This window comes from Micromonospora sp. NBC_01739 (assembly GCF_035920385.1).
Classification (GTDB): domain Bacteria; phylum Actinomycetota; class Actinomycetes; order Mycobacteriales; family Micromonosporaceae; genus Micromonospora.
The window spans coordinates 6,203,638-6,230,050 of the sequence record NZ_CP109151.1 but is presented as its reverse complement, the minus strand read 5'-3'; the positions used below and the strand labels follow the sequence as shown (position 1 = coordinate 6,230,050).

The window sequence follows — 26,413 nt, the reverse complement described above, 5'->3', positions numbered from 1 at the left end:
AACTCGGCCTCGAATCCGAAACCTTGTCTGGGGCAACCGCTCCAAACTATCCGAATCGTTCTCGCGGGTCAAACCTTAAGCTCAGGCTCAGACCTTCTGAGATCGTTCGGGCCCGCGGTGGCGCACGCCTCTCGGCGGTCGCTTCTTCCGTGGAGAACCGCAGACCGGCCAGTTGCCCTCAGGCAACCCGCCCGGCTCCTGCCGGCTCCAGAACCTTACCCGGTCGGCTTCGCGATTGCAACCTCAACTTCAGGCCCACTCGCACCGCCCGGTCTCGGCCTCACGATCACTCGTAAGACCGGCGCCCGTTCTCGGCCGGTTTGCCCGGCCTCCCTCGTGCAGAGAGAAAGTTACGCGCACCCACCGGAGAAGGCAAATCAGCGACTGTCGATCAGGGATCAGCATCCAAAGGTGTCTCTCATCCGGTCGGGGTTCGGGTGAGCGGAATTCACCGGCAGCCCGTCCTGCGCACGGGCGTCAGCTACCTGCCCTCGGGCGCACACTCCTGGCACGTACAAGCATCTGCGCAACTGTGTCCTCGCGGCGGCGACCGCAGAGGGCACCGGCGTGCCAGAGTGTCTGACATGGATGACGTGTCCCGGCCTACCAGCCCGGTCCTCGCCGAGGACGCGCTGCTCGGCCTGTTACTCCCCTTCTGGCAACTGATCATCGGGGCCTTCGTGCTCTTCGCCGTGGTGGTGTCGATCGGGCGGCTGGTCCGGCGGGGCCCCTCGCGAATGAGCACCGCCCTGCTGGTGACGGCCGTGGCCATCGCCGGCTTCGCGGTGGTGGGGGTACTGCTGCAGGGATAGTCGCGCTCAGAGCCGGCGGTTTGCCAGGCTGGGCAGTTCTGCTCGGATGCGGGCCAGCCGGTCGATGTCCACCTCAGCGATGGCGAACCCGGGGCCGTCCGGCACCTGGGACAACACCGTCCCCCAGGGGTCGATCACCATGCTGCGCCCGTAACAGGTCCGGCCCGGCTCGTGGTCCCCGGTCTGTCCGGCAGCCGCGACGAAGCACTGGTTCTCGATCGCTCGGGCGCGCAGCAGGACCTCCCAGTGGTCACGCCCGGTGTGCATCATGAAGGCCGCCGGGACCACGAGCAGATGAGCACCACCCTCGGTGGCGAGTTGCCGGTAGAGCTCGGGGAAGCGCAGGTCGTAACAGATCGACAGCCCCACCCGCAGCCCTTCGACCTCCACCACCACGGACTGGTCGCCCGGGGCCACCGAAGCCGACTCCTGGTACGAGACCCGACCGGGGATCTCCACGTCGTACAGGTGGATCTTGCGGTAGCTGGCGGCGAGAGTGCCGGCGCGGTCGAAGACGAGGGTGGTGTTCCAGGTGTGCTCGGGGTCGGGGCCGGCCTCGTGGAAGGAGCCGGCGATGAGCCAGATGCCCCGTCGACGGGCGACGTCGGCGAAGAACTGACCCACCTCGCCGCCGACCGGTTCCGGCGCCGGCATCTTGGCACCCGGCCCCAGATAGTCGACATACTCCGGCAGGAGCACCAGGTCCGCGCCGGCGTCGGCCGCGCGATCGATCAAGGCCTCCGCGGCGGCGAGATTCGCCTTCCGGTCGTCGCGGGAGTTCAGCTGGCAGACGGCGACGCGCATGACAGCCAGGGTACGGGCGGACGGTCGAAACCGGCAGGGTAAGGCACTCCCCTACCGGATCAGGCCGACTTCTCCTCGCGCTCGCGTCGGGCCCGACGTCCGGTGAACTCGCGCGGGACGATGGTCGGGTTGACGTTCTCCAGCACCACCTCACGGGTGATGAGCACCCGGGCGGCGTCGGGGTTGCTGGGCACCTCGTACATCACGGAGAGCAGGACCTCTTCCATGATGGCGCGGAGGCCACGGGCACCGGTGCCGCGCAGCATGGCCTGGTCGGCGATGGCCTCCAGAGCCGGTCGCTCGAACTCCAGCTCCACCCCGTCGAGCTCGAAGAGGCGTTGGTACTGCCGGACCAGGGCGTTCCGCGGCTCGGTGAGGATGCGCACCAGGGCCGTCCGGTCGAGGCTGCGGACACTGGTGATCACCGGCAGGCGGCCGATGAACTCCGGGATCAGCCCGAACTTGAGCATGTCCTCCGGCATCACCTGGCTGAAGATGTCGTCCGTGGAACGCTCGGAGACGGCCCGGAGCCGGGCGCCGAAGCCGGTGCCGCCGTGGCCGGTACGCGCCTCGATGATCTGATCCAGGCCGGCGAAGGCACCACCACAGATGAACAGCACGTTGGTGGTGTCGATCTGGATGAACTCCTGGTGCGGGTGTTTGCGGCCGCCCTGCGGTGGCACGTTCGCCACGGTGCCTTCGAGCATCTTCAGCAGGGCCTGCTGGACGCCCTCGCCGGAGACGTCACGGGTGATCGACGGGTTCTCCGACTTGCGGGCGATCTTGTCGACCTCGTCGATGTAGATGATGCCGGTCTCGGCGCGCTTGATGTCGTAGTCGGCGGCCTGGATCAGCTTGAGGAGGATGTTCTCCACGTCCTCGCCGACGTAGCCAGCCTCCGTCAGGGCGGTGGCGTCGGCGATGGCGAAGGGCACGTTGAGCATCCGCGCCAGGGTCTGCGCCAGGTGGGTCTTGCCACACCCGGTCGGGCCCAACAGCAGGATGTTCGACTTGGCCAGCTCGACGCCGTCGTTACCGGCGCCCGGCGCGTTGGCCGCCTCCGCCTGGATGCGCTTGTAGTGGTTGTAGACCGCGACGGCGAGCGCCTTCTTGGCCTGCTCCTGCCCCACCACGTAGGTGTCGAGGAACTGGCAGATCTCCATCGGCTTGGGAAGCTCTTCCCACTTCACCTCGCCGGACTCGGCCAACTCCTCTTCGATGATCTCGTTGCAGAGATCGATGCACTCGTCGCAGATGTAGACCCCGGGGCCCGCGATGAGCTTCTTGACCTGCTTCTGCGACTTGCCGCAGAAGGAGCATTTGAGTAGGTCGCCGCCGTCACCGATCCGTGCCACCTACGTTCTCCCTGCACTCATCGGCCGGAGCCCCGGCCACGACCTGCGGACGCTTCGCTCTGCCCGTCTCCACCCACCACGCCGGTCGCCCGACGAAGCGGTACTGACCCGACGTTACCCGCTGCAGGGGCATTCTCCGACCCCCAAAACGGGTGTGTCAGAGGCCGGCGGGTGACAGACCCGACCGGCCCCTGATCCCGTGCAGGTCAGCCGGCCGCGTTGGCGGCCAGCAGACCCTTCTTGCGACTGCTGAGGATTGTGTCGACCAACCCGTACTCCCGGGACTCCTCGGCCGTCATGATCTTGTCCCGGTCGATGTCCTTGCGGACCTTCTCGACCGGCCGGTTGCAGTGCCGGGAGAGCATCTCCTCCAGCTGGGTGCGCATCCGCAGGATCTCCCGGGCCTGGATCTCGATGTCCGAGCCCTGCCCGTAGCCACCCTCGGTGGCCGGCTGGTGGATGATGATCCGCGAGTTCGGCAGCGCCATCCGCTTACCCGGGGTGCCGGCCGCCAGCAGCACCGCCGCGGCGGAGGCGGCCTGGCCGAGGCAGACCGTCTGGATGTCCGGCCGGACGTACTGCATGGTGTCGTAGATCGCCGTCATCGCGGTGAACGAGCCGCCGGGCGAGTTGATGTACATGATGATGTCCCGGTCGGGGTCCGTCCCCTCCAGGGTCAGCAGCTGGGCCATCACGTCGTTGGCCGACGCGTCGTCCACCTGAACGCCGAGGAAGATGATCCGGTCCTCGAAGAGCTTGTTGTACGGGTTGGATTCCTTGACCCCGTACGACGTGCGCTCGACGAACGACGGCAGGACGTAGCGGTTGTGCACGGCCGCGAACTGGGGCGGCAGGCTGAGGTCGGTCATCGTCTGCTCCTCGATCAGCTCAGGGTCCCGGCGCCCTCGGGAACCTGAGCGGCCCCGATGATCACCTTGTCGATGAAGCCGTAGTCCATGGCCTCCTGGGCGGTGAACCAGCGGTCGCGGTCCGAGTCCGCCTCGATCTGCGCCTGGGTCTGTCCGGTGTGGTGCGCGACCCGCTCCTGGAACATCCGCTTGGTGTAGAGCATCTGCTCGGCCTGGATCGCGATGTCCGAGGCGGTACCGCCGAGGCCACCCGAGGGCTGGTGCATCATGATCCGGGCGTGCGGCAGAGCGTACCGCTTGCCCTTGGTGCCCGCGCAGAGCAGCAGCTGGCCCATCGAGGCCGCCATGCCCATCGCCACGGTCGACACGTCGTTGTCGATGTACTGCATGGTGTCGTAGATCGCCATGCCGGAGTAGACCGAGCCACCCGGCGAGTTGATCCAGAGGAAGATGTCCCGGTCCGGGTCCTCCGCCGCGAGCAGCAGCAGCTGCGCGCAGATGCGGTTGGCCACCTGGTCGTTGACCTCACTGCCGAGGAAGATGATGCGTTCCTTGAGCAACCGGTTGTAGACCGAGTCGTCGAGGTTGCCAATTGAGTCGCCGCCTCGGGCGTCGAGCGCCCGCGGCTTCGCTGGGATGTGCATGTCGGTCATGGCAGCCCTTCGCTCTCCGTACCGTCCTGTCCGACACTAACCGCTCAGCCGGGCGGCAGAGTCCCGCTCCGGGCACTGTTCGCTCTCAGCGCAGGGGGCCCGGGACTCGTACCCGGAAAGGGGTCGGGCCACCACCCACCGCGACCGGCGGACGGTGGCCCTCACCCGACGATCAGTGCTCGTGCCCGTGCTCCGCCTCGCTGGCCTCGCGCAGCGCGTCCAGGCTGATCTCGTTGCCTGCGGTGTCCTTGATGGTGATGCGCTCCATGACCGCGGCCAGCGCCTTGCCCCGGCGGACGTCACCGAAGACCGCGCCGGCGGCGCCGGAGCGCACCAGCTGGTCGTAGTACTGCTGAGGGGCCATGCCGGCCCGCTGGGCGCGGTGGACGATCTCGTGGCCGAACTCGTCGTCGGAGACCTGCACGTCCTCGGCGTCGGCGAGGGTGTCGAGCAGCAGCTGGACCTTGATGCCCTGGGTGGCGGCCTCGGTCAGCTCGGCGTCGATCTGCTCCTCGGTCTTCTCCTCGGCGGCCAGGTAGTCCTCCATCGAGGCGCCGATCCGCTCCAGCTGGTCGACCATCGCCTGCTTGCGGCTCTCCACCTCGTCGCGGATGACACCCTCCGGCGCCGGCACCTCGGCGGCCTCGACGAGCTGCTCCAGGGCCTTGTCCCGGGCTGCGTAGATCTGCTCGACCCGCTTGCCCCGGGTGACCCGCTCACGCAGGTCGTTGCGCAGCTCCTCCATGGTGTCGAACTCGCTGGCCAGCTGCGCGAACTCGTCGTTCAGCTCGGGCAGCTCCTTCTCCTTGACCGTACGCACGGTCACCAGGACCTCGGCGTCGCGGCCGGCGAAGTCGCCACCGACCAGCTGGGTGGTGAAGGTGGTGTCCTCGCCGGCGGCGAGGCCGACCAGGGCCTCGTCCAGGCCCGGCAGCAGCTGCTTGCTGCCCACCTCGTGGGAGATGTTGCTGGCCGAGCCGCCCGGCACCTCCTCGCCGTCGACGGTGGCCCGCAGGTCGATCTGGACGTAGTCGCCCTCGGCCGCGGCCCGCTCGACGGTCTTGAGGGTGGCGAACCGCTCGCGCAGGTTCTTCACCTGCTCGTCGATCTCGCTGTCGTCGATCTGCAACTCGTCGACGACGACCTCGAGGGAGGCCAGGTCCGGCACGGTGATCTCCGGCCGGACGTCCACCTCGGCGGTGAAGTTCAGCGAGTCACCGTCGTTGAACTCGGTGATGTCGACCTCGGGACGGCCCAGGGTCTTCAGGTCGTGCTCGCGGACCGCGGCGAGGATGTTCTGCGGGATGGCCTCCTGCACGGCCTCGTTGAGCACCGTGCCCCGGCCCACCCGCTGGTCGATGATCGCCGCCGGCACCTTCCCCTTACGGAAGCCGGGGATCTGGATCTGCTGGCCGATCTCCCGGTACGCCTTCTTGAGGCTCGGCTCGAGCTCGACGAACGGCACCTCGATGGCGAGCCGCACGCGCGTCGGGCTCAGAGTCTCGACGGTGCTCTTCACAGGCGTACTCCTTGACGGATCTCGGTTGATTCTGGGCGCACTTCGGCCCATCGAGTGTAGGCGAACCGGCGTGGCCGACCGGCAGCGCCCAGGGACCCGGCGGCGAAGCATCCCGCTCGCCCACCGTCCCGGGTGCACCGGCCCCACGCTGGAGGCAGTCGGGGTGGCGGGATTTGAACCCACGGCCCCTCGCTCCCAAAGCGAGTGCGCTACCAAGCTGCGCCACACCCCGTGGCGTCGAGCAGTCTATGCCTTCGACCCGACAACCGGATGCCGGGGCATCCCCCAACGCGCCGAACAACCCCAAATCGGACACGCCTGGCTTGTGTGCTGGCCGCCGTTTCGCCGATGTTGCTGCATCGGTGCCGGCCGGGTACCCCCAGATCGCCGAAACCGCGGGGCCGACGCCGGCGCGGCGGCGGGGATACGGCCGCGCGCTCATCGCGGGCATTGGGTAGGCTGTCGGCGCGTCCGGGTTTCCGGGCGTACGCGGGCGTAGCTCAATGGCAGAGCTTCAGTCTTCCAAACTGACGGTGCGGGTTCGATTCCCGTCGCCCGCTCCATCAACTCCGGCCCAGGTCAGCGCCATGACCGCCGGAACCAGTGATGGCGGAAGCTCGGCGTCGACTACCCGGGCCGCTTGTCCTCGACGTGGATGACGTGCAGCTCGTGGCCGTCCCGGTCGCGCTTGTGGCGGCCGTACAGCCCGATGGCCAGGTCGCTGCTGTCTGAGATCTCGTCGGGTCCCACGTAGGTCAGCACGTCGTCGTGGTGGCCGTAGACCACCCATCCGAGACCGGGGTCGAGGGTGATCGTGCCGAAGTCTCCGGCGGACGAGCCGGGGTGGACGGGGCCGTACTCACGCAGGATGTCGACGGCCTGAGCGGCGAGGTCGATGTCGGGTCCGGGGTCTGGCAACACGACGCAGGTGCCGTGGGCGAACACCACCCAGGACTTGCTGTCCCCGTCGATGATGCCGCGCCAGGTTCCGGCCAGATCTCGCTCAGACATGGAGGATGATCCTCCCCGAGTCGGTGCACCGGCGCTACCCCGAAGCCTTCTACCGCCCCGCTCAGGCGGGGTTCAGTTGGCGGACGGTACCGAAGCTTTCAGGTCCTGGTCTGGGGCTTCGATCTGGGCATAAGGCCGATGGTGGCGAGGATGCCGAGGCCGACGACGGCGGCGCCGACCAGTTGGACCGTGCCGTAGCCGACGCCCGCGCCGAGCAGGGTGAGGAACGCCGCCACCGAGAGGGCGCCGCCGACATGGTTCGTCGATTCGAACAGCGCGGAGGCCGAACCTCGGTCCTCCGGGGCCGCAGCGCCTATGCACTCCCGGGTCAGGGCCACATAGACGGGTCCGGCGCTGAGCCCCCAGGCGACCAGCCAGGCGATCACGATGGGCAGGGAGCCGCCGGTACCCACCGCCACCCCGGCGAGGCTGCCGGCGCAGAGGGTCAGGGCCACCGTGACGACCGTACGCGGGCCGTAGCGGCGGACCAGCCAGCCTGCCGGTGCGGCGCTGATGAGGGAGCCGAGCAGGACCGGGGCCAGGACGAGACCGGTCTGGGCGGCCGACAGGCCGTGGATCTCCTGGAGGTGGAGGCTGCCCACGACGACGATCGCCGCGTACGACGCCGAGTGGGCCGCGAAGGCCAGGCAGCTGGCGGTCAGGGAACGCGAACGGAACAGGGCGGGCTTGAGCAGCGGGTCACGTATCCGGCGTTCCAGGGGGACGAGGACCGCCAGCAGGAGCAGGCCGGCGACGACGATGGCCGGTGCCGGACCGGACAGCCCCTGCTCGGCGACCCGGGTGGCGCCGTAGATCAGGATTACCAGCCCGCCGGTGGCCAGCAGGGCACCGGTGACATCCAGGGATCGGCGGCCGGCTGTCGGCTGATCCGGCGGCAACAGCCGGAGGGCGGCGAGCATCGCCACCAGGCCCACCGGGACGACGGCCAGGAAGATCCAGCGCCAACCCCAGTAGGAGGTGATCACCCCACCGCAGACGGCCCCGGCCAGCCCGGCGGAGTTGGCGGCGGCCGCGACCACCGCGAAGACCCGGCTGCGCCAGGGCTCCTCCGGGAAGAGTGCGGCGGCCGACGCCAAGGCGGCGGGGATGGCGAAGGCGGCACCTAGGCCCTGGAGTACCCGTCCGGCGAACAGCAGCGGCAGCGAGGAGGTGGCGCCGGCGAGCAGCAGGCCGAAGGTGTTGACCCCCAGGCTGGTGACGATCAGGCGCCGCCTACCCCACAGGTCGCAGACCCGACCGCCGAGCAGCAGGAACCCGCCGATGCTCAGGGAGTAGAGGGTGATCACCCATTGCAGTTGGTCCGGGGAGATGGCGAACTCCCGGCCGATCTGGGGCAGGGCGGTGGCGACCGCGAGGCTGTCGAAGAGCACCAGGAACATGACCCCGGCCAGGACCAGGGAGACCGGCCAGCGGCGTACCCTTGCCAACTCCGCTGGCGGTGCTGGTGGTGCGGTCAGTGCTGATTCCATGTCGCCCCGACCACACACCGTAGTTCCCCGGTGGCGGGTGCGCATCTCGGCGCATGGGGCCTACCCGGTGGCCGACCGTCGGCGGATGGAGTCCCGGGCCTCCTCGGGCAGGGCCTCGGCTACCAGCAACTGCGGCAGCAGCTCCGGTTCGAGGGTCAGGGCACGAAAGGCCAGCTCGATGGTGACCTGGTGGTCGGGCCGGTACACGATCTCGATCGGGTCGTCGCCGCGAAGCTCACCGGGTTCGATCACCCGCAGGTATGCCCCGGGCACGGCGGCCTGGGTGAACCGCTTGATCCAGCCGCGCTGCTGCAGCCAGTGCTGGAACGTCGAGCAGGGGATCCGTGGGGAGGACACCTCCAGTACGACGTCCGGCCCGATCCGCCAGCGCTCCCCGATCAGGGCGGCGTTGACGTCCAGGCCGGCGGTGGTCAGGTTCTCCCCGAAGCCGCCGTTGCCGAGGGTGATGCCCAACTCGGCCGCCCAGCGGTCCAGATCCTCCCGGGCGTAGGCGTACACGGCCTGGTCGGTGCCGCCGTGATGCTTCACGTCGTAGACCCGGTCACCGACCAGACCCACCTCGCCGGTGCCCTTGGGGCCGGGCACCACGACGGCGACCGGGCCCTGCACCGGGCGTTTGTCGATGCCGGTCAACCCACCCTTGGCCGGGTTGGGCCGGGGTCTGCCCACGTTCACGGAAAGCACTCGCATCCGGCGAATGTTAGGCCGACCCACCCCAGGGCGGCGACTCAATTGGTCGTCAGGCCGCCGGTTGCGGGTCCTGGTAGCCGGCGGCCTGACGGCGGAAGAGCCGGGCGTACGTGCCGTCCAGGTCGATCAGTTCCTCATGGTCGCCGCGTTCGGTGATCGTGCCGTCGGCCAGTACGACGATCAGGTCGGCGTCGCGCACGGTGTTCATCCGGTGGGAGATCAGCAGGCTGGTCCGGCCGGCCCGGTGCGCGGCCAGCCGACGACTGACCTCGTACTCCGCCTCGGCGTCCAGGCCGGCGCTGGGCTCGTCCAGCACCAGCAGATCGGCCTCCTCGCGCATCAGCGCCCGGGCCAACGCCACCCGCTGCCACTGGCCGCCGGAGAGCACCACTCCGGTGGTGGGGTCGTCGCGGTCCTCGGCGTTCATGTAGACCCGGGTGAGCATGGTGTCGTAGCCCCGGGGCAGCGCCCCCAGGATGTCGTCCACGCCGGCCAGTCGGGCCGCCGCCCGAATCCGGGTCAGGTCCTCCAGGGCGGTCACCGCACCTATCCCGATGTTGTCGGCGGCACTGAAGTCGTACGACATGAAGTCCTGGAACAGCACCCCGATCCGCGCCCGCAGCTCAGCCGGGGGCAGGTCGCGCAGGTCCACCCCGTCCCAGCGGATGCTGCCCCGGCTCGGGTCGTAGAACCGGCACAGCAGTTTCACCAGCGAACTCTTGCCGGCCCCGTTGTGCCCGACCAGGGCCACCGAGGACCCGGCGGGAAGGGTGAAGCTGACCCCCCGCAGCACCCAGGGCAGGTCCTCGTCGTAGCGGAACCACACGTCGTCGAACTCGATTCCCTGCCGCAGCGGTGGCACCTGCGGCAGGGCGGTGGGGCGGGCGGGCAGGTCGGGTGGGGCCTCCACGACGAAGCGGTAGTGCCCGAACAGCAGCATCGCCTCGTGCAGTCGCCCGGCGTTGACGAAGGCACTGCTCAGCCCGCCCTGCACCCCGGCGACCGCGGCCACGAAGACGGAGACGTCGCCGATGGTCAGCGCGCCGGACCGGGCGGCGGTGACCGCCCAGAACAGGCCCAGCCCGGCCACCACCGCGCCGAGCAGCCCCTGCACCGACTGGACCAGCAGCTCACGCCGGTCCATCCGGCGTTGGCCGGCGTGGATGCCGCGCAGTTCGGTGAGCATCCGGGCGCCGAACAGCCCGCTGAGGCCGTACAGGCGGACCTCCTTGGCGGCGGTGACACTGGTCATCAGTTGGGCGTAGAAGAACTCCCGCCGGGCGGCGTGGCCGTACTCCCAGAGCAACGCGGCCCGCTGGCGGCCCAGGCGCAGTTCCGCCCGCAGGGTGGGTACGGCGGCCGCCGCCACGACCAGCACCATCCACGGATTGATGGCGGCCAGGGTGGTGAGGAAGGCGGCCATGGTGAGCAGCCCCTGGGCGGCCCCGAGGAAGCCGCTGACCACCTCCGGCGGCCCGGCCGGGCCGGTCTCGGCGGCGATGCTGAGCCGGTCGTGGAACTCCGGGTCCTCGAACCGGCGCAGCCCGAGCATCCGGCCGACGGCGGCGAACAGCCGCTGCCGCGCGGTCAGCCCGACGGACCGTTGCAGCTCGGCGTCGACATAGCGGCCCAGTTCGGGCATGAGCACCGCGGCGGCACCCGCGCCGGCCAGCAGCAGCACCGGCCCGGTCAGCCGGTCGTCGCCGGCGGCCAGCCGGTCCAGCACCACCTTCATCAGCCAGGCGACGGCTACCGGCACCGTGCCCGCCACCACGGCGAGCAGCACTCGGGCGATGAGCCAGCCGCGGGATGCGGCCCAGGCCATCCGGGTGGCCTCGGCCAGCGAGCCGCCTGCCTGTCTGATCACGAGGCGCTGGTGACGGGCACCCGGTCGAGTACGAAGTGGCTGGCGACCACGGTGTCGCCGGAGAGCAGCCCGAACGCCGGGTAGCCGTCCACCCCGAAGGCGCGGGCCACCGGGCCCCGCTCAGGCTCGTTGATCACCTGGGCCACCGGGGCCAGCCGCTCGCAGAGTTGGGTGGCGGCCTCACCGGTGCCCAGCACCACGGCCAGGGTCTGCTCCCGGGGGATCGCCTCGGCCCGGGCGACGAACCCGGGCAGGCTCTCCGCGCACGCCGGACAGCTCGGGGAGAGGAACCCCACCAGGGTCTCCCCCCGCAGCCCGGCCCGGGACACCGGTGTGCCGTCGACCGTGGTGGCGGTGAAGTCGCCGACGGTGGCACCGGCGGTCAGCATGATCGGCTCGGGGTTCTCCACCCCCTCGATGCTGACCTTCAGCAGGGTGGACTGCCGCCGTAGCTGCGCGAGCACGACCAGCAGGACGGTGGTGTTGACCAGACACAGCACCGTGACCACGAGCAGCAGGACGGACGAGGGGGCCATGTCAGCTCCGGACGGTTCAGCGGTGAGGGTGGACAGCGACGGTGGCCGGACCCCGCCGAAGGCCAGCGCCGCCCCGCCCAGGGCGACCGCGGTCAACAGCAGGTTGCGCAGGACGTGCGCGGGGCCGGGCGGACTCTCGGCGCCCCCGAAGCAGTGACAGGGCTCCCGGACCCCGCGACGGACCATCCCGGCCACGGCCACCGTGAAGGCCGCGAACAGGCCGGTGGCCAGCGCGAAGCCCGCAGCCGCCAGGGCGGGGAGGGCGACCGCGGCCAGCAGGATCCCGGCGGTGAGCGCCTCGGCCGCCAGGACGGCCACCGCCAGGGCCCCCGCCCGGGCCGCCGGCACCCCGACGGTACGCGGCAGCGAGGCGCGGAAGGCCGCGAAGGCGGCCCGGTCGCGTACCTTGCCCACCAGGGCCCAGCCGAGGGTGCCGACCAGGGCCAGTTGGGCGACGAGCAGCAACGCCCCGATCATCTCAGTAGCCGACCTGGGTTACCTCGCCCTGCCGGAAGGGGCCGCCGGCCAGCAGCAGGTCGGCGATGGTCTCGTCCATCGGCAGACCCAGGTCGTGTTGCAGCCACATGAACTGGCCGCCCGGGTTCACCTCCAGGAAGACGTACTCCCCCTCGGGGGTGACGATGAAGTCGATGGCCGCGTAGACGAGGCCGAGGCGGTCGAGCAGGCGTTGGGTCTTCGCCACCACCTCGTCGGGCAGTGGTTTGTACGGGCCGTAGGGCAGGTGGTTCTCGCCGCGCCAGTCGACAGAGGTGGTGGGCAGGGCCTGGGAGTCGATCACCACCGGGAACCAGGTGTTCCCGACGACGGTCAGCCGGACCTCGTACGCCTTCTCGATGTACTCCTGGAACATGCAGATCGTGTGCTGGACCCGGTCGGCGTTGGCCAGCACCTCCTCGCCCACCACAGTGGTGTAGAGGCCGCTGGGGAAGGCGCCCGGATAGTGGATCACCCCGCCGGTGAGGGCCTTGTAGACCACGGGCTGGTCGGTGGCACCGACCAGGGCGCGTACCTCGGCGGGGTCGTTGGTGAGCAGGGTGCGGGGCACCCGCATGCCTACCTGCTTGGCCAACTGGAGTTGGTAGGGCTTGAGCTCGGCGACCGCGTCGACGTCGGGACGGTTGACCCAGAGGCAGTCCGTGCTGCGCAGGATGCCGCCGATGCCGTGCAGGGCCTCGTTGCGGGCGAACTGCTGTTCGGCCTCGCTCATCTGCTCGTGGAAGCGGAAGGCTGTGGGGCGGCGGTACCACACCCCGGAGAGCCGATCGAGATCGACCTCCCGCCCGCGGTGCAGCAGCCGCCGCCGCTCGCCATCGAAATCCGAGGTGGTGAACGTCAGCGTCTGCGGGAAGTAGCTCAGGTCGACGCGGACGATGTCGGCCCCCCGGGCGGTGAGGGTCCGCACGACGGGGTCGACCGTGGGATCGAAGTCCTGGGTGAAGATCAGGATCCCGCGATCAGATGGCGAGGTGGTCATGCGTTGTCCTTAGGCGCAGGCGTCGTCGGTTACGCAGTCTCCGCAGTTGGAGCCGGAGGTGCGGGTCTTGGTGTAGACACCGGCGGTGATCGCGCCGTCCGGGGTGACCCAGACCTGCTGGTCGGCGTCGTAGTAGCCGAGCTCGGTCTCGGTCTCCGCCGGGGTGCCCGGCTCCCAGTTGGCGAAGAGGTAGCCGAAGGGCTGGCGGTCGTGGTCGGCGGGCAGCGGCTGGCTGAAGTCGTGCCCACTGGTCATCGACAGCGAGGTGCGCAGGGGGTTGCGGGTCAGGGTGGTCGTCACGGGTGATCTCCTTCTTCTCCGACTTTTTCGGCTGGCGGGTTGTCAGCCGACGACAGCGGCTCGGTAAGGCCGATAATCCCGGGTACCTCAGCGGAAAATGACCAGGTCTGGTCACCCACGTCATAGTGCCCGGCGTCAAGGATGAGATCGGATTCCAATTCGTCGTGGTCGGCGCGATCGTAGAGGTATCCCAGTGGTGCCAGATGGTGCCCACGACGGCGTTCACGCAGTTCGACATCGACGGCCCGCACGACGAGACGGGTGCCGTCCAGCTCGGGGCGGTCCAGTCGAAGGACAGTCACCGGGACGCTGGTGTCCCCCGGAAATCCATCACCTTCGTCCTGTGCCCCGTTCACAGAGCCCATCCTTATAGACGCGCTGAGATTTGAGAAGACCTCAGTTCATGGAATTTTCACGGCCCGCGATGCTTGCGGTGACAGCATTTCACCTGCTAGCGGCCCCATTTTCCGCTTACCGGCATAAGCGTCTGGTCGCGCTAAAGTACGGTGACGACAGTAAATTTGCGGCCAAGCCGGACAGAATCTCTCATGTCCGGACTGTGGCGGACCTGGCACCGCTGGTGGTCGCGGGGGATGAACCGGCTCCGGCCGGGTATGCAGCGGCCGTCCTGGTGGAGTGACGACCTTCCGGTCGCAATGCGCGACCGGCTCCGTCGGGCGGGTCGGCGTGAACGTCGACCCGCCCGACGACGCGACTCAGGTGGTCAGCCAGTTCCAGGCGTCCATGATCCACTGGGTCTGCTGGAGGTAGGCGATGCCCAGGCCGGTCAGGAAGACCGCGGTGACCAGATGAGCGCCCCGCGCGCTGCGCCGTACCCGGCCCAACTGCCGCTCCAGCACCAGCCGGCCCAGCAGCCGGGTCAGCGCGAACAACCCCGCCGCCACCAGCAGGCTCAGCACGAAGATCAGGAAGGGCCCGGCCAGATCGCCACCGCCGGAGATCGCCCAGATCCCCCAGCACACGAAGGCGAACAGGGCGCCGGCCGTACTCCACTCGCCGCCCTTGCGTAGCTGGGCCACATGCCAGCTCAACGGCCGGCGCGGCGCCGGCTCACCCGGCCAGCCGGTGCCGGTCGGCACCTGGTCCACCGTCGGAAACGGTTCGGTACGCGGTGCGCTGGCACCGACCGAGGCCACCCCGCGTCGGTACGGGTCGCGCTGCGACGGAATGCCCGCACCGGGCTGCGGCGGCACCTCCACGGTCCGCTCCGCCCACGGCTGCGTCTTGTCGGCCATCTCGTCCCTCCCCCTCGGTCGGCGGTGAACTCGATCACCGTCCGGCCCTGCTTCGAGGGTAGCCAGCCCGCAAATAGGTCGCCGCACCCGTGCCCATCCGTTAGACACGAAGCCGTGACCAGCCGCTCCCTGCCGATCAGCAGCGCCCGCCCGGAAGACTTCGACGAGATGGGGCGCCACCTCAACTTCCTGTTCCATCACGGCCTCGAACCCGAGGCACATGAGACCGAACGCAGGATCTTCGAACCGGAGCGTGCCCTGCTGATACGCGACGGTCCCGAGTTGGTCGGCACCGCCGCCGCCTTCACCCGGGCGTTGGGGGTGCCCGGCGGCGAGGTGGCCGCCGCCCACGTCAGCATGGTCGGGGTGGCCCCCACCCACCGGCGGCGGGGTCTGCTCACCACGCTGATGCGCCGACAACTGACCGAGATCCACGAGGCCGGCCGGGAACCGGTGGCGGTGCTCTGGGCCAGCGAGGGCCGGATCTATCCCCGCTTCGGGTACGGCCTGGCGGCGCAGCGACTCCAGATCACCGGCAACACCCTTGAGCTGCGGCTACCGCCGCCGACCGCCGACGAGGGCCGACTGCGCCTGGACTCTCCGGCCGACCGCCTGGCGGACCTTAGCCGGGTGTACGACCGGGTACGCGCTGCCCGACCCGGTTGGTCCGCCCGCGACGAGCGCTGGTGGCGCTACGTCCTGCTGGATCCGCAGGCCCACCGGGGCGGCGCCACCGAGCGGCGGGTGGTGCTGCACGAGGGACCCGAGGGCATCGACGGGTACGGCCTGTTCCGCACCAAGGCCGAGTGGGACGGCACCGGCCCGAAGTGTCAGACCACGGTCGACGAGGTGGTGGCGACCAGTGTCGCCGGGTACCGGGCGATCTGGCGGCTGCTGCTCTCGATGGACCTGACCCGCCAGGTGACCTTCCTGCGGGCTGCCGTGGACGAGCCCCTGCTGCGGATGGTCGACGAACCACGCCGACTGAGCCCGACTCTGGTCGACGCCCTGTGGGTACGGGTGGTCGATGTGCCGGGCGCCCTGTCCGCCCGGCGTTACGCCACCGACATCGACGTGGTGATCGAGGTGACCGATGACCTGCTGCCCGCCAACAGCGGCCGGTGGCGGCTCAAGGGCGGCCCGACGGCGGCCAGTTGCGTACCGGTGACCGATCCGGCCGACCTGGCCTGCGACGTGAGCTGCCTGGGCGAGTTGTACCTCGGCGGTGCCCGGCTGACCGCCCTGGCCGATGCCGGCCGGCTACGCGAACTGCGGCCCGGCGCCCTGGCCTCCGCCGATCCGGCGGTCGGCTGGCACCGCGCCCCCTCCGCCCTCGAGGTCTTCTGACCCTGCCCGCACCGACCGCCGACCGGCTCGACTCCGGTCGGCGGTCTGGCACAGACCAGCTCGGTTCCACCGCTGACGGTGAGTGAGGTGGTGCGTCCGTATGTGCTTTCACTGTCAAACATCGAGGGTATGACCCGCCGTGAGACCGTGATCGACAACCGTCATCCCAGGTAGGGTCGTGGGGTGGCGGACGAGGGACGACGGCGACGACGACACCGACACCAGGGCGTACCACCGCAGACCACCGACGCCGGCGCCGCGGCGACAACCGCAGGAGTGCACGACGGCGGGGAGCCGCCGCCCCGCGCACGACGCGGCGGCGGAGCCGAGGAAGGCGAACGAGGGCTACGCGGACTGGTCGGATCCGGCTCCTCACAGGTGAGCGTGACCGCGGCCATGCGGGCCCGGGACGCCGCCCGCCCCACCGAGGAGGACCTGGCCGCCGCCGAGGCCGAGATCGTCATCGTCCGTCGGAACTGGATCCCCCGCGACGAACTCCCCCGCCGCTGACCCGGCTGTGCGGTCGCTGCTCGCAGTTGCGCCGAACGGCGGGATCCGCAGCCACGGGACCCCGCCGTTTCGGCGTAACGGAGTTGGTCTGTAACGAAGAGTCAGGGCAGGTCGGGCAGCTTGCGGGTCTGCTCGTACTCGGCGACCTGGGCGATGCGGCGGGCGTGCCGCTCGCTGCCGGAGAAGGCCGTGGTCAGGAACGCCTCGACGATCGCGGTGGCCTCGTCCAGGGTGTGCTGACGGGCCCCGACCGCGACCACGTTGGCGTCGTTGTGCTGCCGGCCCAACTGGGCGGTCTCGATGCTCCAGGCCAGAGCCGCACGGACTCCGGCCACCTTGTTGGCGGCGATCTGCTCGCCGTTGCCGGAGCCACCGATGACCACACCCAGGCTGCCCGGGTCGGCCACCACCCGGGTGCCGGCGTGCAGACAGAAGGCCGGGTAGTCGTCGTCCGGGTCGAAGACGTGCGGGCCGACGTCGACCACCTCGTACCCCTGCTTGGCGAGATGGTTGGCCAGGTGCACCTTCAACTCGAAACCGGCGTGATCGGATCCCAGGTAGACGCGCATACCGGGCAGTCTGTCAGGCCGGCCGCACCGGGCACCGGCGGGGCGGTACCCAGGTGCGACTATGCCCCTTTCGGGTCGGTGCGAACCTCACCCGGCACCGACCCGACAACCCTCACGCCGGGTCCGGCAGCTCCGCTACCACCAGGCCGCCACGCGCCTTCGGGGTGAACCAGGTGCTCTTGCGCGGCATCTTCTCCCGAGCCAGGTTCACAGCGACGAAGTCGTCCACGGTCACCGGCGCGATGAGGATGGCCAACTCGGCCCGGCCGGCCTCGACCTCACCGGCCAGCCAGCTGGCCGGGTAGTCGCCACCGACGTAGGTGATCCGCTTGTCCCCCGGGTCCAGCCCCAGGGCGTCGCGCAACAGCAGCCGCTCGACCAGGGCGTGGTCGAGGTTCTCCAGCCGGCCGGCGCCGGTGTGCGGCAGGGTCACCGCGTACGCCTGGCCGGGTAGCTGGAGCACGATGGTGCCGCCGGCGGCCGGGACCTGCGCCGGGCCCTCGACGGAGCTGACCTGCGCACCGGCGGCGGTCAGCCGGTCGAGCAGCTCCTGCGGGGTGGTCGGCAGCTCGCTGATGAGGCGGTTGTACGGCTGGATGGCCACCGAGGCGGGGGTGGTCACCACCGCCAGGAAGCGGCGGAATCCGCCGGTCTGGGCGGCGAGGCTGCGGTGGTTGCCGTCGGCGACGACCAGTTCCCCGCCACCGGCCAGGGCGGTCAGCTCGTCCTGCTCCGGGCCCGGCCCGAGCAGCCAGATGGCGTGCGTACGCCCGGCCTGGTCCAGGTCGGTCGCGGCGGGTGCGCCGGCCGCGTCGGTGGCCTTGGCCAGCGCTGCGTGCAGTTCGTCACCGCGCCCGGTCTGCAACAGCAGCACCGGCGAGAGCAGGTGCCCCAGCGCCTCGGCCAGGGCCACCCGCTCGCGCACCTTGGCGATGAAGACGTCCTCGTTGCGGATGACCAGGCCCGGCTCGTCGGCCCGGGTGGAGATCTGATCGGTGTCGACCATGGCGAAGATGCCGTACGCCGGCTCCTCCCCCGGCGCGGTGATCCGGTACAGGACCACGACCTGCTCGGCGGGGGTGTAGCTGCCGTCGGCCTTCGCCTCGGCCAGCCGGGTCACCGCGTCCGGCAGCGCGTCGCCGAAGGACTTGCCGAGGCTGTCCGGAGCCCGGTGTGGCATCTCGATGCCGAGGGCGCTGTGCGGATTCGCCTCGATGATCGCGGTGATCTCCGCGTCGTCGGCGAACTCGTCGTAGTTCTGCGCTCCGGTGCCGCCAGTGGTGATCCAAGCCCGGGTGATCGGGTGCACGACCGTCATGACCATGACGCTACCGTCGCCGCCTCCGGCCCCGCCGCCCGACCCACACCCCCGCCCACCAGGTGAAAGGAAGGGCCCCCGCTTAACGCCTGCGGTAGTGCAGGGGTCCCTTGTTAACAGTCCGGCTCCGCCGCCCGACGATGCCGGCCGGCGGGCGCCGGCACCACGCCGGGACGTCGTACCGGTCGCGGGCCCTGGTTGCGGATCTCCCGACCGGGCGGCGTCAGCCGGGAGGTGGCCGGCACCCGGGCGACCCCCACCACGGGGGTACGCCCGAGCACCCCGGGGGCGTTGAGCGGACGCTGCTGCGGCGCCGGCCCACCGCCGGAGCGGTCGTACGGTGGGCCGGGCCACAGCTCGGCGAGGTCAGGTCGGGGGGCGGCCCACTCGCGCCGCTCCCCGAAGGTCAGTCCGGCCTCGGCGAAGTCCGGTCGAGGGCTCTCCCGGTCCTGCCTGGGTACCGGCTGGCTGAGGTCCGCCGGGTGGGTCGCCTCGTTGCCGGTCCTCTCCCTACGAGCCCGACGGTCGGAAACCGGGGCACGGTGTTTGGCCATCTGGCGCCTCCACGAGTGCGGCCGACGGGCACGGGTGCGGCCCGCCGGCTCTCTGCGGACACCTGGTCAAACGACTCCACGAAGGCAGCGGTGACGCCGGGTACGGCGCCCGAGGCGACGCGGAGCTGGTGTTAACAAGGGACCCGGCCTATACCCGAGGCGTTAACAAGGGGCCCTTCCTTGCACCTCAGTCGAAGATGGGGTCGAGGTCGCGGGTGCGCTTGAGTTCGAAGAAGCCGGGGGTGCCGGCCACCAGCAGTACCCCGTCCCAGAGCCGACCGGCGGCCTCCCCCTTGGGTGCCGGGGTGACCACCGGGCCGAAGAAGGCCACCTTCCGGCCCTCCGGTCCGGGTGCGTGGATGACCGGGGTGCCCACCTCGGTGCCGACCGGCCGCATGCCCTCCTCGTGGCTCTGCCGCAGGGCGGTGTCGAGGCCGCTGTCCTCGGCGGCCTCGGCCAGTTCGGGGTCCAGGCCGGCGTCGGTGAGGGCGGCGACGAACAACTCGCGGCCGACCTGCTCCTTGCCGAGGTGGATCCGAATGCCCAGGGCGGTGTAGAGGGCACCCACCGCCGCCGACCCGTACCGCTGCTCCGCCGCGATGCACACCCGCACCGGCCCCCAGCCGGTACGCATCGCCTCCTGGTACGGCTCGGGCAGTTCGCGGCCCTCGTTGAGCACCGACAGGCTCATCACGCGGAACCGGACCTGGACGTCGCGGACCTGTTCCACCTCCAGCAGCCAGCGGGAGGTGACCCACGCCCAGGGGCAGATCGGATCGAACCACATGTCGACGCTGGTGCGTTCGTTCATAGCGAGGTCCCTTCGGGATGCTGGCACCGGGCAGCGGTGCACCCTCCGATCCTTACTCCACAGCGACCCGATCGCGCTGGATACCACAGCGTGACCTCGCCCACCACCGGCTGCCCGTCCGTGGAAGACTTCAGGATCGGACGGGCCGTCACAGGCGGTCCACGATGATGTGGCCGTGGGGTACGGCGAGAAACGGATGGAGACGAACGTGCCGGGAGTGCGCAACCTGACGCAGGTCGAGGCGACCGAGCGGGCCCGCCTGCTCGAGGTGACGGGGTACGACATCAATCTGGACCTGTCCAGTGCCGTCCACGCGGCGGGGGGTCGCACCTTCCGGTCGATCACAGAGGTGCGTTTCCGCTGCAGCGAACCGGGCGCCGGCACCTTCATCGAGGTGGCCGCCGACTCGGTGCGTTCGGCGACCCTCAACGGCACCCCGGTCGACCTGACCGACTTCTCCGCCGAGAAGGGACTGACCCTGACCGGGCTGGCCGAGGAGAACCTCCTCGTCGTCGACGCCGACTTCGCGTACTCGAACTCCGGGCAGGGCCTGCATCGCAGTGTCGACCCGGTGGACGGGGAGACCTATCTGTACAGCCAGTTCGAGACGGCTGACGCCCAGCGGGTCTTCGCCTGCTTCGACCAGCCCGACCTCAAGAGCGTCTACACCTGGCACGCCACCGTCCCGGAGCACTGGAAGGTGATCTCCAACGCGACCGTGGAGCGGGTGGAGCCGGCCGGTGAGGACCTCAAGACGGTCCACTTCGCCACCTCGGCGCGGATGAGCACGTACATCACCGCGCTGTGCGCTGGGCCGTACCACGAGGTGCGGGACAGCCACGACGGGATCGACCTGGGCCTGTTCTGCCGGACCTCGATGGCGCAGTACCTCGACAGCGACGACCTGTTCCTGGTCACCAAGCAGGGCTTCGACTTCTTCCACGAGCAGTTCGGGGTGCGCTACCCGCTGCCCAAGTACGACCAGCTGTGGGTGCCGGACTTCAACGCCGGCGCGATGGAGAACTTCGGCTGTGTCACCCACGCCGAGTCGCACTACCTGTTCCGCTCCCAGGTCACCGACTTCGAGTACGAGCAGCGGGCCAACACGATCCTGCACGAGATGGCCCACATGTGGTTCGGTGACCTGGTCACCATGCGCTGGTGGAACGACCTGTGGCTGAACGAGTCCTTCGCCGAGTGGGCCAGCCACTGGTGCAACACCCACGCCACCCGGTTCACGGAGGCCTGGACGACCTTCCTGTCCGTCCGGAAGAACTGGGGCTACCGGCAGGACCAGCTCTCCTCCACCCACCCGGTCTACTGTGAGATGCCGGACCTGGAGGCGGTCGAGGTCAACTTCGACGGCATCACGTACGCCAAGGGTGCCAGTGTGCTCAAGCAGCTGGTCGCGTACGTGGGGCTGGAGCCCTTCCTGGCCGGTCTGCGGGCCTACTTCGCCAAGTACGCCTGGGGCAACGCCACCTTCGACGACCTGCTCACCGAGTTGGAGACCGCCTCCGGTCGCAAGCTGCGCACCTTCGCCGCCCAGTGGCTGGAGACCGCACAGGTCAACACCCTGCGGCCGGAGCTGACCATCGGCGCGGACGGCGCGTACGAGCGGGTGCTGGTGCGGCAGGAGGCCCCGCAGGGGTACCCGACCCTGCGTACCCACCGCATCGGGGTGGGTCTGTACGACCTCGCCGACGGCCGGCTGGTGCGCCGCCAGCGTCTGGAGGTCGACATCGACGGTGAGCTGACCGAGCTGACCGAGTTGGTCGGGGTGCCCGCGGCCGACGTGCTGCTGCTCAACGACGACGACCTCACCTACGCCAAGCTGCGGCTGGACGAGCGGTCGATGGCCACGGTGGTGCAGCACATCGGCGGGTTCGAGTCCTCCCTGGCGCGGGCCCTGTGCTGGACGGCGGCGTGGGACATGACCCGCGACGCCGAACTGGCCACCCGCGACTACGTGGCGCTGGTGCTGGCCGGTCTGCCCGCCGAGACGGACATCAACCTGGTCACCGCCACCCTGCGGCAGGCGAGCAGCGCCCTGACCTTCTACGCCGACCCGGCCTGGGCCCCCACCGGCTGGGCCGAGCTGGCCCGTACCGCGCGGACCGCCCTGGCCGCAGCCGAGCCGGGCAGCGGGTTCCAGCTGGCCTGGGCCCGGACGTACGTCTCGGCGGCCCGCGCTCCGGAGGACCTGGCCGTGCTGCGCGGCTGGTTGGACGGCAGCCAGGTGACCGAGGGGCTGACCATCGACACCGAGCTGCGCTGGAGCGTGCTCCACGCGTTGGTGGCCAACGGGGCGGCCGGTGCCCCGGAGATCGAGGCCGAGCTGGCCGGGGACCGGACCTCCAGCGGGGAGCGGGAGGCCGCGTACGCCCACGCTCTGGTGCCGACCGAGGAGAACAAGGCGGCCGTCTGGGCCCAGCTGACCAGTGCCGAGGCCCTGCCGAACTGGCGCAACCGGGCCTTGTTGCAGGGCTTCACCCACCCGGCGCAGGTCGAGCTGATCACGCCGTACCGGCAGCGGTACTTCGAGGCCGTGGGACAGGTGTGGGCCAGCCGCGACAGTGAGCCGGCGCAGGAGTTCGCCCTGCTCGCCTACCCGGCGTACCTGGTGGAGGAGGAGACCGTCGAGGCCACGGACGCCTGGCTGGCGCAGCCCGGCTACCCGGCGCCGCTGCGCCGGCTGGTGGCCGAGGGCCGCGACGGGGTGATCCGGGCGGTGGCCGCACGGGCCCGGGACGCCCGCACCGCCTGAGGCAGGTTTCCCGGCGCGGGTGGATCATCCGCCCGCGCCGGGCACTCCAGACGCACCTGATCCGACACGACTGAGCCCGGCCCCGCAGTCGCGGGAGCCGGGCTCGATCGTGCTTGGCAGGGTCAGCCCTTGCCGGCGTACCGGGAGAGCTGGTCGAGGCCCTGGATGATGCCGCCGGCCAGATCACCACCGCCGAAGGAGGCCACCATCGACAGCGCGGCGATCTTGGCGTACGTGTCCGGGACCCGCTTGCGGGCGTACCGGCCGGTGACGATCTCCAGCTGCCGCTGGTTCGGCGACACGGCTATCAGCACCGAGCGGTCCGGGTCGGCGAGCTGCCCGTGCAGCCGCTCGGCGTGCTCCCGGACCGGCTCGTCGAGACCGCCGACGAAGACCGAGAAGACCAGACCGGTAGTACGGTCGGCCAGCCGCAGCGCCTCGTCGATGCGCAGCAGCTGACGGGTCGAGAAGGGCCCGTCCAGCACGTCGGGCCGGGGGTCGGTCCCCGCCTCGGGCTGCATCTCACCAACGGTCACTTGCGCCTCCGGTTCCACCAGCCGGCGCCTCGGCGCCGGCCTGCTCCTGCTTGCGGCCGGTCAACGCCGGCGCCTGAGCCCCGGCGGCCAGCACGGTGCCGGCCGAGTCGGCCAGCTCGTCCGGCTTACCGAGAAACCAGACCGGCGTGAAGTTGAACGGACGGCCCGGCCGGTAGCGCTTGGCACCGCCGCCGCCCCCGTCCCGGCTACCCGCGTACACCAGGCCGGCGATCACCAGCACGACGGCTGCCGGGATGCCGACGAAGACCAGCAACGTGTCGGTTACAGACAATCCCAACGCCCCCAGGCGGAAAGAGAGACCTTCGACCGGATCGGGTGGCGGGTCACCGCGGTGACCTCCCGACTCCGCTGCCACTCACGTTAGCGGAGCCGACGCTTCGCCAAAGCGCGGGGTCGCGATCCCATCCGCCACACAAGTGCTCAACCTGCGCAACTGTGGCGATCAGTGTCGCCTCAGCACCGTACCGTTCGGTGAGGAGCACGCCGATCGGCAGCCCTTCGGCGGTCGTGCCGACCGGCCACGAGACGCACGGATCACCCGTGACGTCGAACACGGCACAGTACGCGAGAAGCAGCGTTGCCGGTCAAAGTTCCGGCACCTCAGGAGAGGGTGCCGGGCGGCGACACCCATTCGGACCGAGGGCCACCCACCTCCGCCAGCAGATCGAAATCCCGGTCGTAGTGCAGGACGGTCGACGAGTATTCGGCTGCGGCCGCCGCCACCATCACATCGACCGGACTCGCGGCCCGGTGGTGACCGCGAGTCGTCAATGCCAACTGCAGATCGCGAGCCCGGGTGGCCACTGCGGAACTGATCGGCAGGTCGATCATCAGCTCCGCGCGCCGGGCGCGAATGGTCATCGCATCGCGGAAGTCACGGGCGCTGCGCCCATCCTCCAGATCGAGCGGCAGACAGGTCGCGGCGAGTTGCTCCTCCAGGAGCGCCCGGATGCGCTTGCCGACGGCCGGATGACGCAGCCGCCCCCAGGCCGAGGTGTCGATGAGATAGAGGCCGGGCGGCGGTGTCACGCGACGTCCCGCTCACCGTGCGGTGTCTTGTCGTCCTCCAGCAGACCACTCCAGTCGCGATCGACCGAAAGCAGCTCGCGGATCGCCTCCACCCGCTCGCCGCGCTCCGCGACCATCCGGAGCGCGGCGTGGATGGTGTCCTTCTTACTCTTGGTGCCCAACTCGCGACGGGCCCGTTCAAGCAGCTCATCGTCAAGATCTATGACCGTCTTCATCCGACGATTATATACGCGCCAGCCTTCGTTATATACGATCCGTGCCGAGGAACCGTCGGGCGTTGCCGCCCAGCAACAGGGCGCGCTGGTCCTCGGTGAGGAAGTCCGCCTCGTGGATCACCCGGCCGACCGGGCGTTCCCCCAGCGGGTACGGGTAGTCGCTGCCGAGCAGCACCTGACCGGGGCCCATGGTGTCCACCAGCAGGCGCAGGGCCGGTGTAGCAAAGACCACCGAGTCGACGAAGAAGCGGTCGACATACGAGCTGGGTGGGGTGGCGGAGGCACCGCGTACCAGGTCGCCCCGGCGGTGCCAGGCGTTGTCGGCCCGCCCCAGCCAGAAGGGGAAGCTGCCGCCGCCGTGCGCGAAGCAGATCCGCAGGCTGGGCGGCACCTTGTCGAAGACCCCACCGAGGATCATCGACAGCACCGACAGGTGGGTCTCGGCCGGCATCCCGGTGAGCCACCGGGCCATCCACCGGTCCAGGCGGGGGCCACCCGGCATGTCCCAGGGGTGGACGAAGACCGGGGCGCCGACCTCGGCGCAGTGGGTCAGGAAGGTCACGATCCCGGCGTCGTCCAGGTCCCGGTCACCGACATGGTTGCCGATCTCCACACCGACATGGCCGGCCGCCAGGCAGCGGTCCAACTCGGCGCAGGCGGCGTCCGGGTCCTGCAACGGCACCTGGCAGAAGGGCAGCAGCCGGTCACCACCGGCCGCGGTCACCTCCAGGGTCAGGTCGTTGAAGATGCGAGCCACCTTCACCGCCTGGTCGGCCGGGCGTTCGTAGCCGAAGAAGACCGGGGTGGGCGAGACCACCTGCACGTCCACGCCGTCGGCGGTCATGTCGGCCAGTCGGGTGGGCGCGTCCCAGCACTGGGCACCGATCGGGCGGAACTCGGTCTCCCCCACCATGATCATGGCTTCGCGTTCCGAGTCGATCCGCAGCCAGGGCCAGCCGGACCCGCCGCAGGCTGCGGCCAGGTCCGGCCACCCCTTCGGTACGACATGCGAGTGCACGTCCACCACCGGGTGGGCAAGCGGCTGGGCCATCAGCCCTTGCCCGGGTGCAGGGTGCCACAGTTGCCGCAGGTGCGGGCCGCCTCGTCGGCGTAGAAGGCGCCGAACACCGGGGGCAGGTCGGCGGCGATGTCGCGGACCTGCAACTCGACCTCGTGCACCTTGTGCCCGCACTCCGGGCAGTACCACTGGAACTTCTCCAGGGTCCCCTCCGGACGGACCCGTTCCACCACCACCCCGATCGAGCCGGGCTCGGGCCGCTGCGGCGAGTGCGGGGTGTTGCGCGGCAGCATCCACATCTGTCCCTCGCGCACATGCACCGTACGCGGCCCCTCCGGGGTCATCAGGTTGACATGCATGTTGCCCTTGACCTGGTAGAAGAACTCCTCGTACGGGTCGACGTGGAAGTCGGTGCGCTGGTTGGGGCCGCCCACCACCATCACGATGAAGTCGTCCGACCCGGGGAACATCTCCTTGTTGCCCACCGGCGGCTTGAGCAGGTGCTGGTTCTCGGCGATCCAGTTGGGAAAGCTGAACGGCTCGACGATCTCACTCACGATTGACCTCCTTCGGGCAACACGGCCACGGCTTGCATCTCGATCAGCAGGTGCGGATGCGGTAACTGGTGCACGGCCACGGTCGTCCGGGTCGGCCCGGTGGCGTCGAAGAACTCCGCCCACACCTCGTTGTACCCACCGAAGTCGTTCATGTTGACCAGGTACGAGGTCACCTGCACCAGGTCGGACAGGTCGGCGCCGACCGAGCGCAGCAGGTCACCGATGTTCTCGATCACCGCGCGGGTCTGCACCCGAATGTCCAGGTCCGTCGTACCGAACTCGTCCACCGATACCCCGGCGAAACTGTTGTCCGGCCGCCGCGACGACGTACCGGAAACAAAGACGAACCCACCCGCGACCTTCACGTGCGGAAACGCCCCCCGAGGAACCGCCTTCCCCGCCACCACCCGCGCCCCGTCAGCCATGCCGACCCCCTTCGACCCGCACCACGTCAGGGGTTCCGGGCAGCCCGACCGGCGCAGG

Annotated in this window: 29 protein-coding genes, 2 tRNA genes and 1 pseudogene; 5 read left to right on the top strand and 27 right to left on the bottom strand. The window is 70.0% G+C overall.

From position 1 onward, the window contains the following. The first annotated feature begins 584 nt into the window (after window positions 1–584). Window positions 585–812 carry a hypothetical protein gene (locus OIE53_RS28375; RefSeq protein ID WP_102660820.1) on the top strand — a complete coding sequence of 76 codons (228 nt, stop codon included), beginning with the start codon at window positions 585–587 and terminating at the stop codon, window positions 810–812. A gap of 6 nt (window positions 813–818) precedes the next feature. On the opposite strand, the gene OIE53_RS28370 is transcribed toward OIE53_RS28375, so the two are convergent. From OIE53_RS28370 to OIE53_RS28345, 6 genes are all read right to left on the bottom strand, one after another. Then, window positions 819–1,616: a carbon-nitrogen hydrolase family protein gene (locus OIE53_RS28370; RefSeq protein WP_327024487.1), complete on the bottom strand. Its 798-nt coding sequence runs from the start codon at window positions 1,614–1,616 to the stop codon at window positions 819–821. A 59-nt stretch (window positions 1,617–1,675) separates the two neighbouring features. Continuing rightward, window positions 1,676–2,971: an ATP-dependent Clp protease ATP-binding subunit ClpX gene (gene clpX / locus OIE53_RS28365; protein WP_327024486.1), complete on the bottom strand. Its 1,296-nt coding sequence runs from the start codon at window positions 2,969–2,971 to the stop codon at window positions 1,676–1,678. Between the two features lie 206 nt (window positions 2,972–3,177). Further along, window positions 3,178–3,840, bottom strand: a complete 663-nt coding sequence (locus OIE53_RS28360; RefSeq protein ID WP_327024485.1) for an ATP-dependent Clp protease proteolytic subunit — start codon at window positions 3,838–3,840, stop codon at window positions 3,178–3,180. 14 nt (window positions 3,841–3,854) lie between these two features. Continuing rightward, entirely contained in the window at window positions 3,855–4,493 is a 639-nt protein-coding gene (locus OIE53_RS28355) for an ATP-dependent Clp protease proteolytic subunit (protein ID WP_327024484.1), read from the bottom strand. Window positions 4,494–4,665: 172 nt separating this feature from the next. Next, window positions 4,666–6,012, bottom strand: coding sequence for a trigger factor (gene tig, locus OIE53_RS28350; RefSeq protein ID WP_327024483.1), 1,347 nt, complete (start codon window positions 6,010–6,012; stop codon window positions 4,666–4,668). Window positions 6,013–6,170: 158 nt separating this feature from the next. Then, window positions 6,171–6,244, bottom strand: a tRNA-Pro gene (locus OIE53_RS28345). A gap of 257 nt (window positions 6,245–6,501) precedes the next feature. On the opposite strand from OIE53_RS28345, the gene OIE53_RS28340 reads away from it, so the two are divergent. Next, window positions 6,502–6,575: transfer RNA gene (locus OIE53_RS28340), tRNA-Gly, on the top strand. A gap of 64 nt (window positions 6,576–6,639) precedes the next feature. On the opposite strand, the gene OIE53_RS28335 is transcribed toward OIE53_RS28340, so the two are convergent. The 9 genes from OIE53_RS28335 to OIE53_RS28295 form a co-directional block, all read right to left on the bottom strand. Then, the gene (locus OIE53_RS28335) at window positions 6,640–7,023 is read right to left on the bottom strand and encodes a hypothetical protein (RefSeq protein ID WP_327024482.1); all 384 of its coding nucleotides are present in this window, start codon (window positions 7,021–7,023) and stop codon (window positions 6,640–6,642) included. 98 nt (window positions 7,024–7,121) lie between these two features. Further along, window positions 7,122–8,513, bottom strand: coding sequence for an MFS transporter (locus tag OIE53_RS28330; protein WP_327024481.1), 1,392 nt, complete (start codon window positions 8,511–8,513; stop codon window positions 7,122–7,124). 60 nt (window positions 8,514–8,573) lie between these two features. Further along, window positions 8,574–9,224 (bottom strand): MOSC domain-containing protein, encoded by a 651-nt coding sequence (locus tag OIE53_RS28325; RefSeq protein ID WP_327024480.1) that lies wholly within the window; start codon window positions 9,222–9,224, stop codon window positions 8,574–8,576. Window positions 9,225–9,273: 49 nt separating this feature from the next. Continuing rightward, window positions 9,274–11,091, bottom strand: coding sequence for an ABC transporter ATP-binding protein (locus OIE53_RS28320; protein WP_327024479.1), 1,818 nt, complete (start codon window positions 11,089–11,091; stop codon window positions 9,274–9,276). Next, on the bottom strand, window positions 11,088–12,104 hold the full coding sequence (locus OIE53_RS28315) for a TlpA family protein disulfide reductase (protein ID WP_327024478.1): 1,017 nt from the start codon (window positions 12,102–12,104) through the stop codon (window positions 11,088–11,090). The genes OIE53_RS28320 and OIE53_RS28315 overlap by 4 nt, the downstream gene beginning before the upstream one ends. Before the next feature lies 1 nt (window position 12,105). Further along, on the bottom strand, window positions 12,106–13,122 hold the full coding sequence (locus OIE53_RS28310; protein ID WP_327024477.1) for an MvdC/MvdD family ATP grasp protein: 1,017 nt from the start codon (window positions 13,120–13,122) through the stop codon (window positions 12,106–12,108). A 9-nt stretch (window positions 13,123–13,131) separates the two neighbouring features. Further along, window positions 13,132–13,422, bottom strand: coding sequence for a hypothetical protein (locus tag OIE53_RS28305; RefSeq protein WP_327024476.1), 291 nt, complete (start codon window positions 13,420–13,422; stop codon window positions 13,132–13,134). Then, window positions 13,419–13,778 carry a hypothetical protein gene (locus tag OIE53_RS28300; protein ID WP_327024475.1) on the bottom strand — a complete coding sequence of 120 codons (360 nt, stop codon included), beginning with the start codon at window positions 13,776–13,778 and terminating at the stop codon, window positions 13,419–13,421. Before OIE53_RS28300 ends, OIE53_RS28305 begins: the two co-directional genes overlap by 4 nt. 360 nt (window positions 13,779–14,138) lie before the next feature. Beyond that, window positions 14,139–14,678 carry a hypothetical protein gene (locus tag OIE53_RS28295; RefSeq protein WP_327024474.1) on the bottom strand — a complete coding sequence of 180 codons (540 nt, stop codon included), beginning with the start codon at window positions 14,676–14,678 and terminating at the stop codon, window positions 14,139–14,141. 114 nt (window positions 14,679–14,792) lie between these two features. Between OIE53_RS28295 and OIE53_RS28290 the strand changes: the two genes are divergently transcribed. After that, window positions 14,793–16,025, top strand: coding sequence for a GNAT family N-acetyltransferase (locus OIE53_RS28290; RefSeq protein ID WP_327024473.1), 1,233 nt, complete (start codon window positions 14,793–14,795; stop codon window positions 16,023–16,025). 183 nt (window positions 16,026–16,208) lie between these two features. Further along, entirely contained in the window at window positions 16,209–16,535 is a 327-nt protein-coding gene (locus OIE53_RS28285; protein ID WP_327024472.1) for a hypothetical protein, read from the top strand. A 101-nt stretch (window positions 16,536–16,636) separates the two neighbouring features. On the opposite strand, the gene OIE53_RS28280 is transcribed toward OIE53_RS28285, so the two are convergent. The 4 genes from OIE53_RS28280 to OIE53_RS28265 all read right to left on the bottom strand — a co-directional run bounded on the left by OIE53_RS28280 (window position 16,637) and on the right by OIE53_RS28265 (window position 19,787). Beyond that, complete coding sequence (locus tag OIE53_RS28280) at window positions 16,637–17,104, bottom strand: ribose-5-phosphate isomerase (protein WP_327024471.1); 468 nt, start codon at window positions 17,102–17,104, stop codon at window positions 16,637–16,639. Window positions 17,105–17,216: 112 nt separating this feature from the next. Continuing rightward, window positions 17,217–18,422, bottom strand: a complete 1,206-nt coding sequence (locus OIE53_RS28275; protein WP_327024470.1) for a DUF1015 family protein — start codon at window positions 18,420–18,422, stop codon at window positions 17,217–17,219. Window positions 18,423–18,535: 113 nt separating this feature from the next. Continuing rightward, window positions 18,536–18,976, bottom strand: a complete 441-nt coding sequence (locus OIE53_RS28270; RefSeq protein WP_327024469.1) for a hypothetical protein — start codon at window positions 18,974–18,976, stop codon at window positions 18,536–18,538. Window positions 18,977–19,163: 187 nt separating this feature from the next. Further along, window positions 19,164–19,787 carry a mycothiol-dependent nitroreductase Rv2466c family protein gene (locus OIE53_RS28265; RefSeq protein ID WP_327024468.1) on the bottom strand — a complete coding sequence of 208 codons (624 nt, stop codon included), beginning with the start codon at window positions 19,785–19,787 and terminating at the stop codon, window positions 19,164–19,166. A gap of 217 nt (window positions 19,788–20,004) precedes the next feature. On the opposite strand from OIE53_RS28265, the gene pepN reads away from it, so the two are divergent. Continuing rightward, entirely contained in the window at window positions 20,005–22,554 is a 2,550-nt protein-coding gene (gene pepN / locus OIE53_RS28260) for an aminopeptidase N (RefSeq protein WP_327027472.1), read from the top strand. Window positions 22,555–22,676: 122 nt separating this feature from the next. Here the strand turns inward: pepN and OIE53_RS28255 are convergent, their stop codons facing one another. The 8 genes and pseudogenes from OIE53_RS28255 to OIE53_RS28220 form a co-directional block, all read right to left on the bottom strand. Next, window positions 22,677–23,090 carry a DUF5130 family protein gene (locus OIE53_RS28255; protein ID WP_327024467.1) on the bottom strand — a complete coding sequence of 138 codons (414 nt, stop codon included), beginning with the start codon at window positions 23,088–23,090 and terminating at the stop codon, window positions 22,677–22,679. Then, window positions 23,077–23,388, bottom strand: a complete 312-nt coding sequence (gene ctaJ, locus OIE53_RS28250; protein ID WP_442791364.1) for an aa3-type cytochrome oxidase subunit CtaJ — start codon at window positions 23,386–23,388, stop codon at window positions 23,077–23,079. Before ctaJ ends, OIE53_RS28255 begins: the two co-directional genes overlap by 14 nt. Before the next feature lie 46 nt (window positions 23,389–23,434). Continuing rightward, window positions 23,435–23,703, bottom strand: a pseudogene (locus tag OIE53_RS28245) (amidase); the annotation flags it as partial. An 8-nt stretch (window positions 23,704–23,711) separates the two neighbouring features. Next, window positions 23,712–24,140 (bottom strand): PIN domain-containing protein, encoded by a 429-nt coding sequence (locus OIE53_RS28240; protein WP_327024466.1) that lies wholly within the window; start codon window positions 24,138–24,140, stop codon window positions 23,712–23,714. Then, window positions 24,137–24,355, bottom strand: a complete 219-nt coding sequence (locus OIE53_RS28235) for a type II toxin-antitoxin system VapB family antitoxin (RefSeq protein WP_327024465.1) — start codon at window positions 24,353–24,355, stop codon at window positions 24,137–24,139. The genes OIE53_RS28240 and OIE53_RS28235 overlap by 4 nt, the downstream gene beginning before the upstream one ends. 28 nt (window positions 24,356–24,383) lie before the next feature. Further along, window positions 24,384–25,406, bottom strand: coding sequence for an amidohydrolase family protein (locus OIE53_RS28230; RefSeq protein WP_327024464.1), 1,023 nt, complete (start codon window positions 25,404–25,406; stop codon window positions 24,384–24,386). After that, the gene (locus OIE53_RS28225) at window positions 25,406–25,930 is read right to left on the bottom strand and encodes a 3-hydroxyanthranilate 3,4-dioxygenase (RefSeq protein WP_327024463.1); all 525 of its coding nucleotides are present in this window, start codon (window positions 25,928–25,930) and stop codon (window positions 25,406–25,408) included. The genes OIE53_RS28230 and OIE53_RS28225 overlap by 1 nt, the downstream gene beginning before the upstream one ends. Next, on the bottom strand, window positions 25,927–26,355 hold the full coding sequence (locus OIE53_RS28220) for a RidA family protein (protein WP_327024462.1): 429 nt from the start codon (window positions 26,353–26,355) through the stop codon (window positions 25,927–25,929). The genes OIE53_RS28225 and OIE53_RS28220 overlap by 4 nt, the downstream gene beginning before the upstream one ends. Between the last annotated feature and the right edge of the window lie 58 nt (window positions 26,356–26,413).

Bases quoted from the DNA above. Each gene is read 5' to 3' on its own strand.
- OIE53_RS28235 (WP_327024465.1), bottom strand. From the start codon at position 24,355: ATGAAGACGGTCATAGATCTTGACGATGAGCTGCTTGAACGGGCCCGT.
- OIE53_RS28330 (WP_327024481.1), bottom strand. From the start codon at position 8,513: ATGGAATCAGCACTGACCGCACCACCAGCACCGCCAGCGGAGTTGGCA.
- OIE53_RS28355 (WP_327024484.1), bottom strand. From the start codon at position 4,493: ATGACCGACATGCACATCCCAGCGAAGCCGCGGGCGCTCGACGCCCGA.
- OIE53_RS28370 (WP_327024487.1), bottom strand. From the start codon at position 1,616: ATGCGCGTCGCCGTCTGCCAGCTGAACTCCCGCGACGACCGGAAGGCG.
- OIE53_RS28220 (WP_327024462.1), bottom strand. From the start codon at position 26,355: ATGGCTGACGGGGCGCGGGTGGTGGCGGGGAAGGCGGTTCCTCGGGGG.
- OIE53_RS28265 (WP_327024468.1), bottom strand. From the start codon at position 19,787: ATGAACGAACGCACCAGCGTCGACATGTGGTTCGATCCGATCTGCCCC.
- OIE53_RS28335 (WP_327024482.1), bottom strand. From the start codon at position 7,023: ATGTCTGAGCGAGATCTGGCCGGAACCTGGCGCGGCATCATCGACGGG.
- OIE53_RS28275 (WP_327024470.1), bottom strand. From the start codon at position 18,422: ATGACGGTCGTGCACCCGATCACCCGGGCTTGGATCACCACTGGCGGC.
- OIE53_RS28230 (WP_327024464.1), bottom strand. From the start codon at position 25,406: ATGGCCCAGCCGCTTGCCCACCCGGTGGTGGACGTGCACTCGCATGTC.
- OIE53_RS28280 (WP_327024471.1), bottom strand. From the start codon at position 17,104: ATGCGCGTCTACCTGGGATCCGATCACGCCGGTTTCGAGTTGAAGGTG.
- OIE53_RS28310 (WP_327024477.1), bottom strand. From the start codon at position 13,122: ATGACCACCTCGCCATCTGATCGCGGGATCCTGATCTTCACCCAGGAC.
- OIE53_RS28325 (WP_327024480.1), bottom strand. From the start codon at position 9,224: ATGCGAGTGCTTTCCGTGAACGTGGGCAGACCCCGGCCCAACCCGGCC.
- OIE53_RS28295 (WP_327024474.1), bottom strand. From the start codon at position 14,678: ATGGCCGACAAGACGCAGCCGTGGGCGGAGCGGACCGTGGAGGTGCCG.
- OIE53_RS28270 (WP_327024469.1), bottom strand. From the start codon at position 18,976: ATGGCCAAACACCGTGCCCCGGTTTCCGACCGTCGGGCTCGTAGGGAG.
- OIE53_RS28375 (WP_102660820.1), top strand. From the start codon at position 585: ATGGATGACGTGTCCCGGCCTACCAGCCCGGTCCTCGCCGAGGACGCG.
- OIE53_RS28360 (WP_327024485.1), bottom strand. From the start codon at position 3,840: ATGACCGACCTCAGCCTGCCGCCCCAGTTCGCGGCCGTGCACAACCGC.
- OIE53_RS28315 (WP_327024478.1), bottom strand. From the start codon at position 12,104: ATGATCGGGGCGTTGCTGCTCGTCGCCCAACTGGCCCTGGTCGGCACC.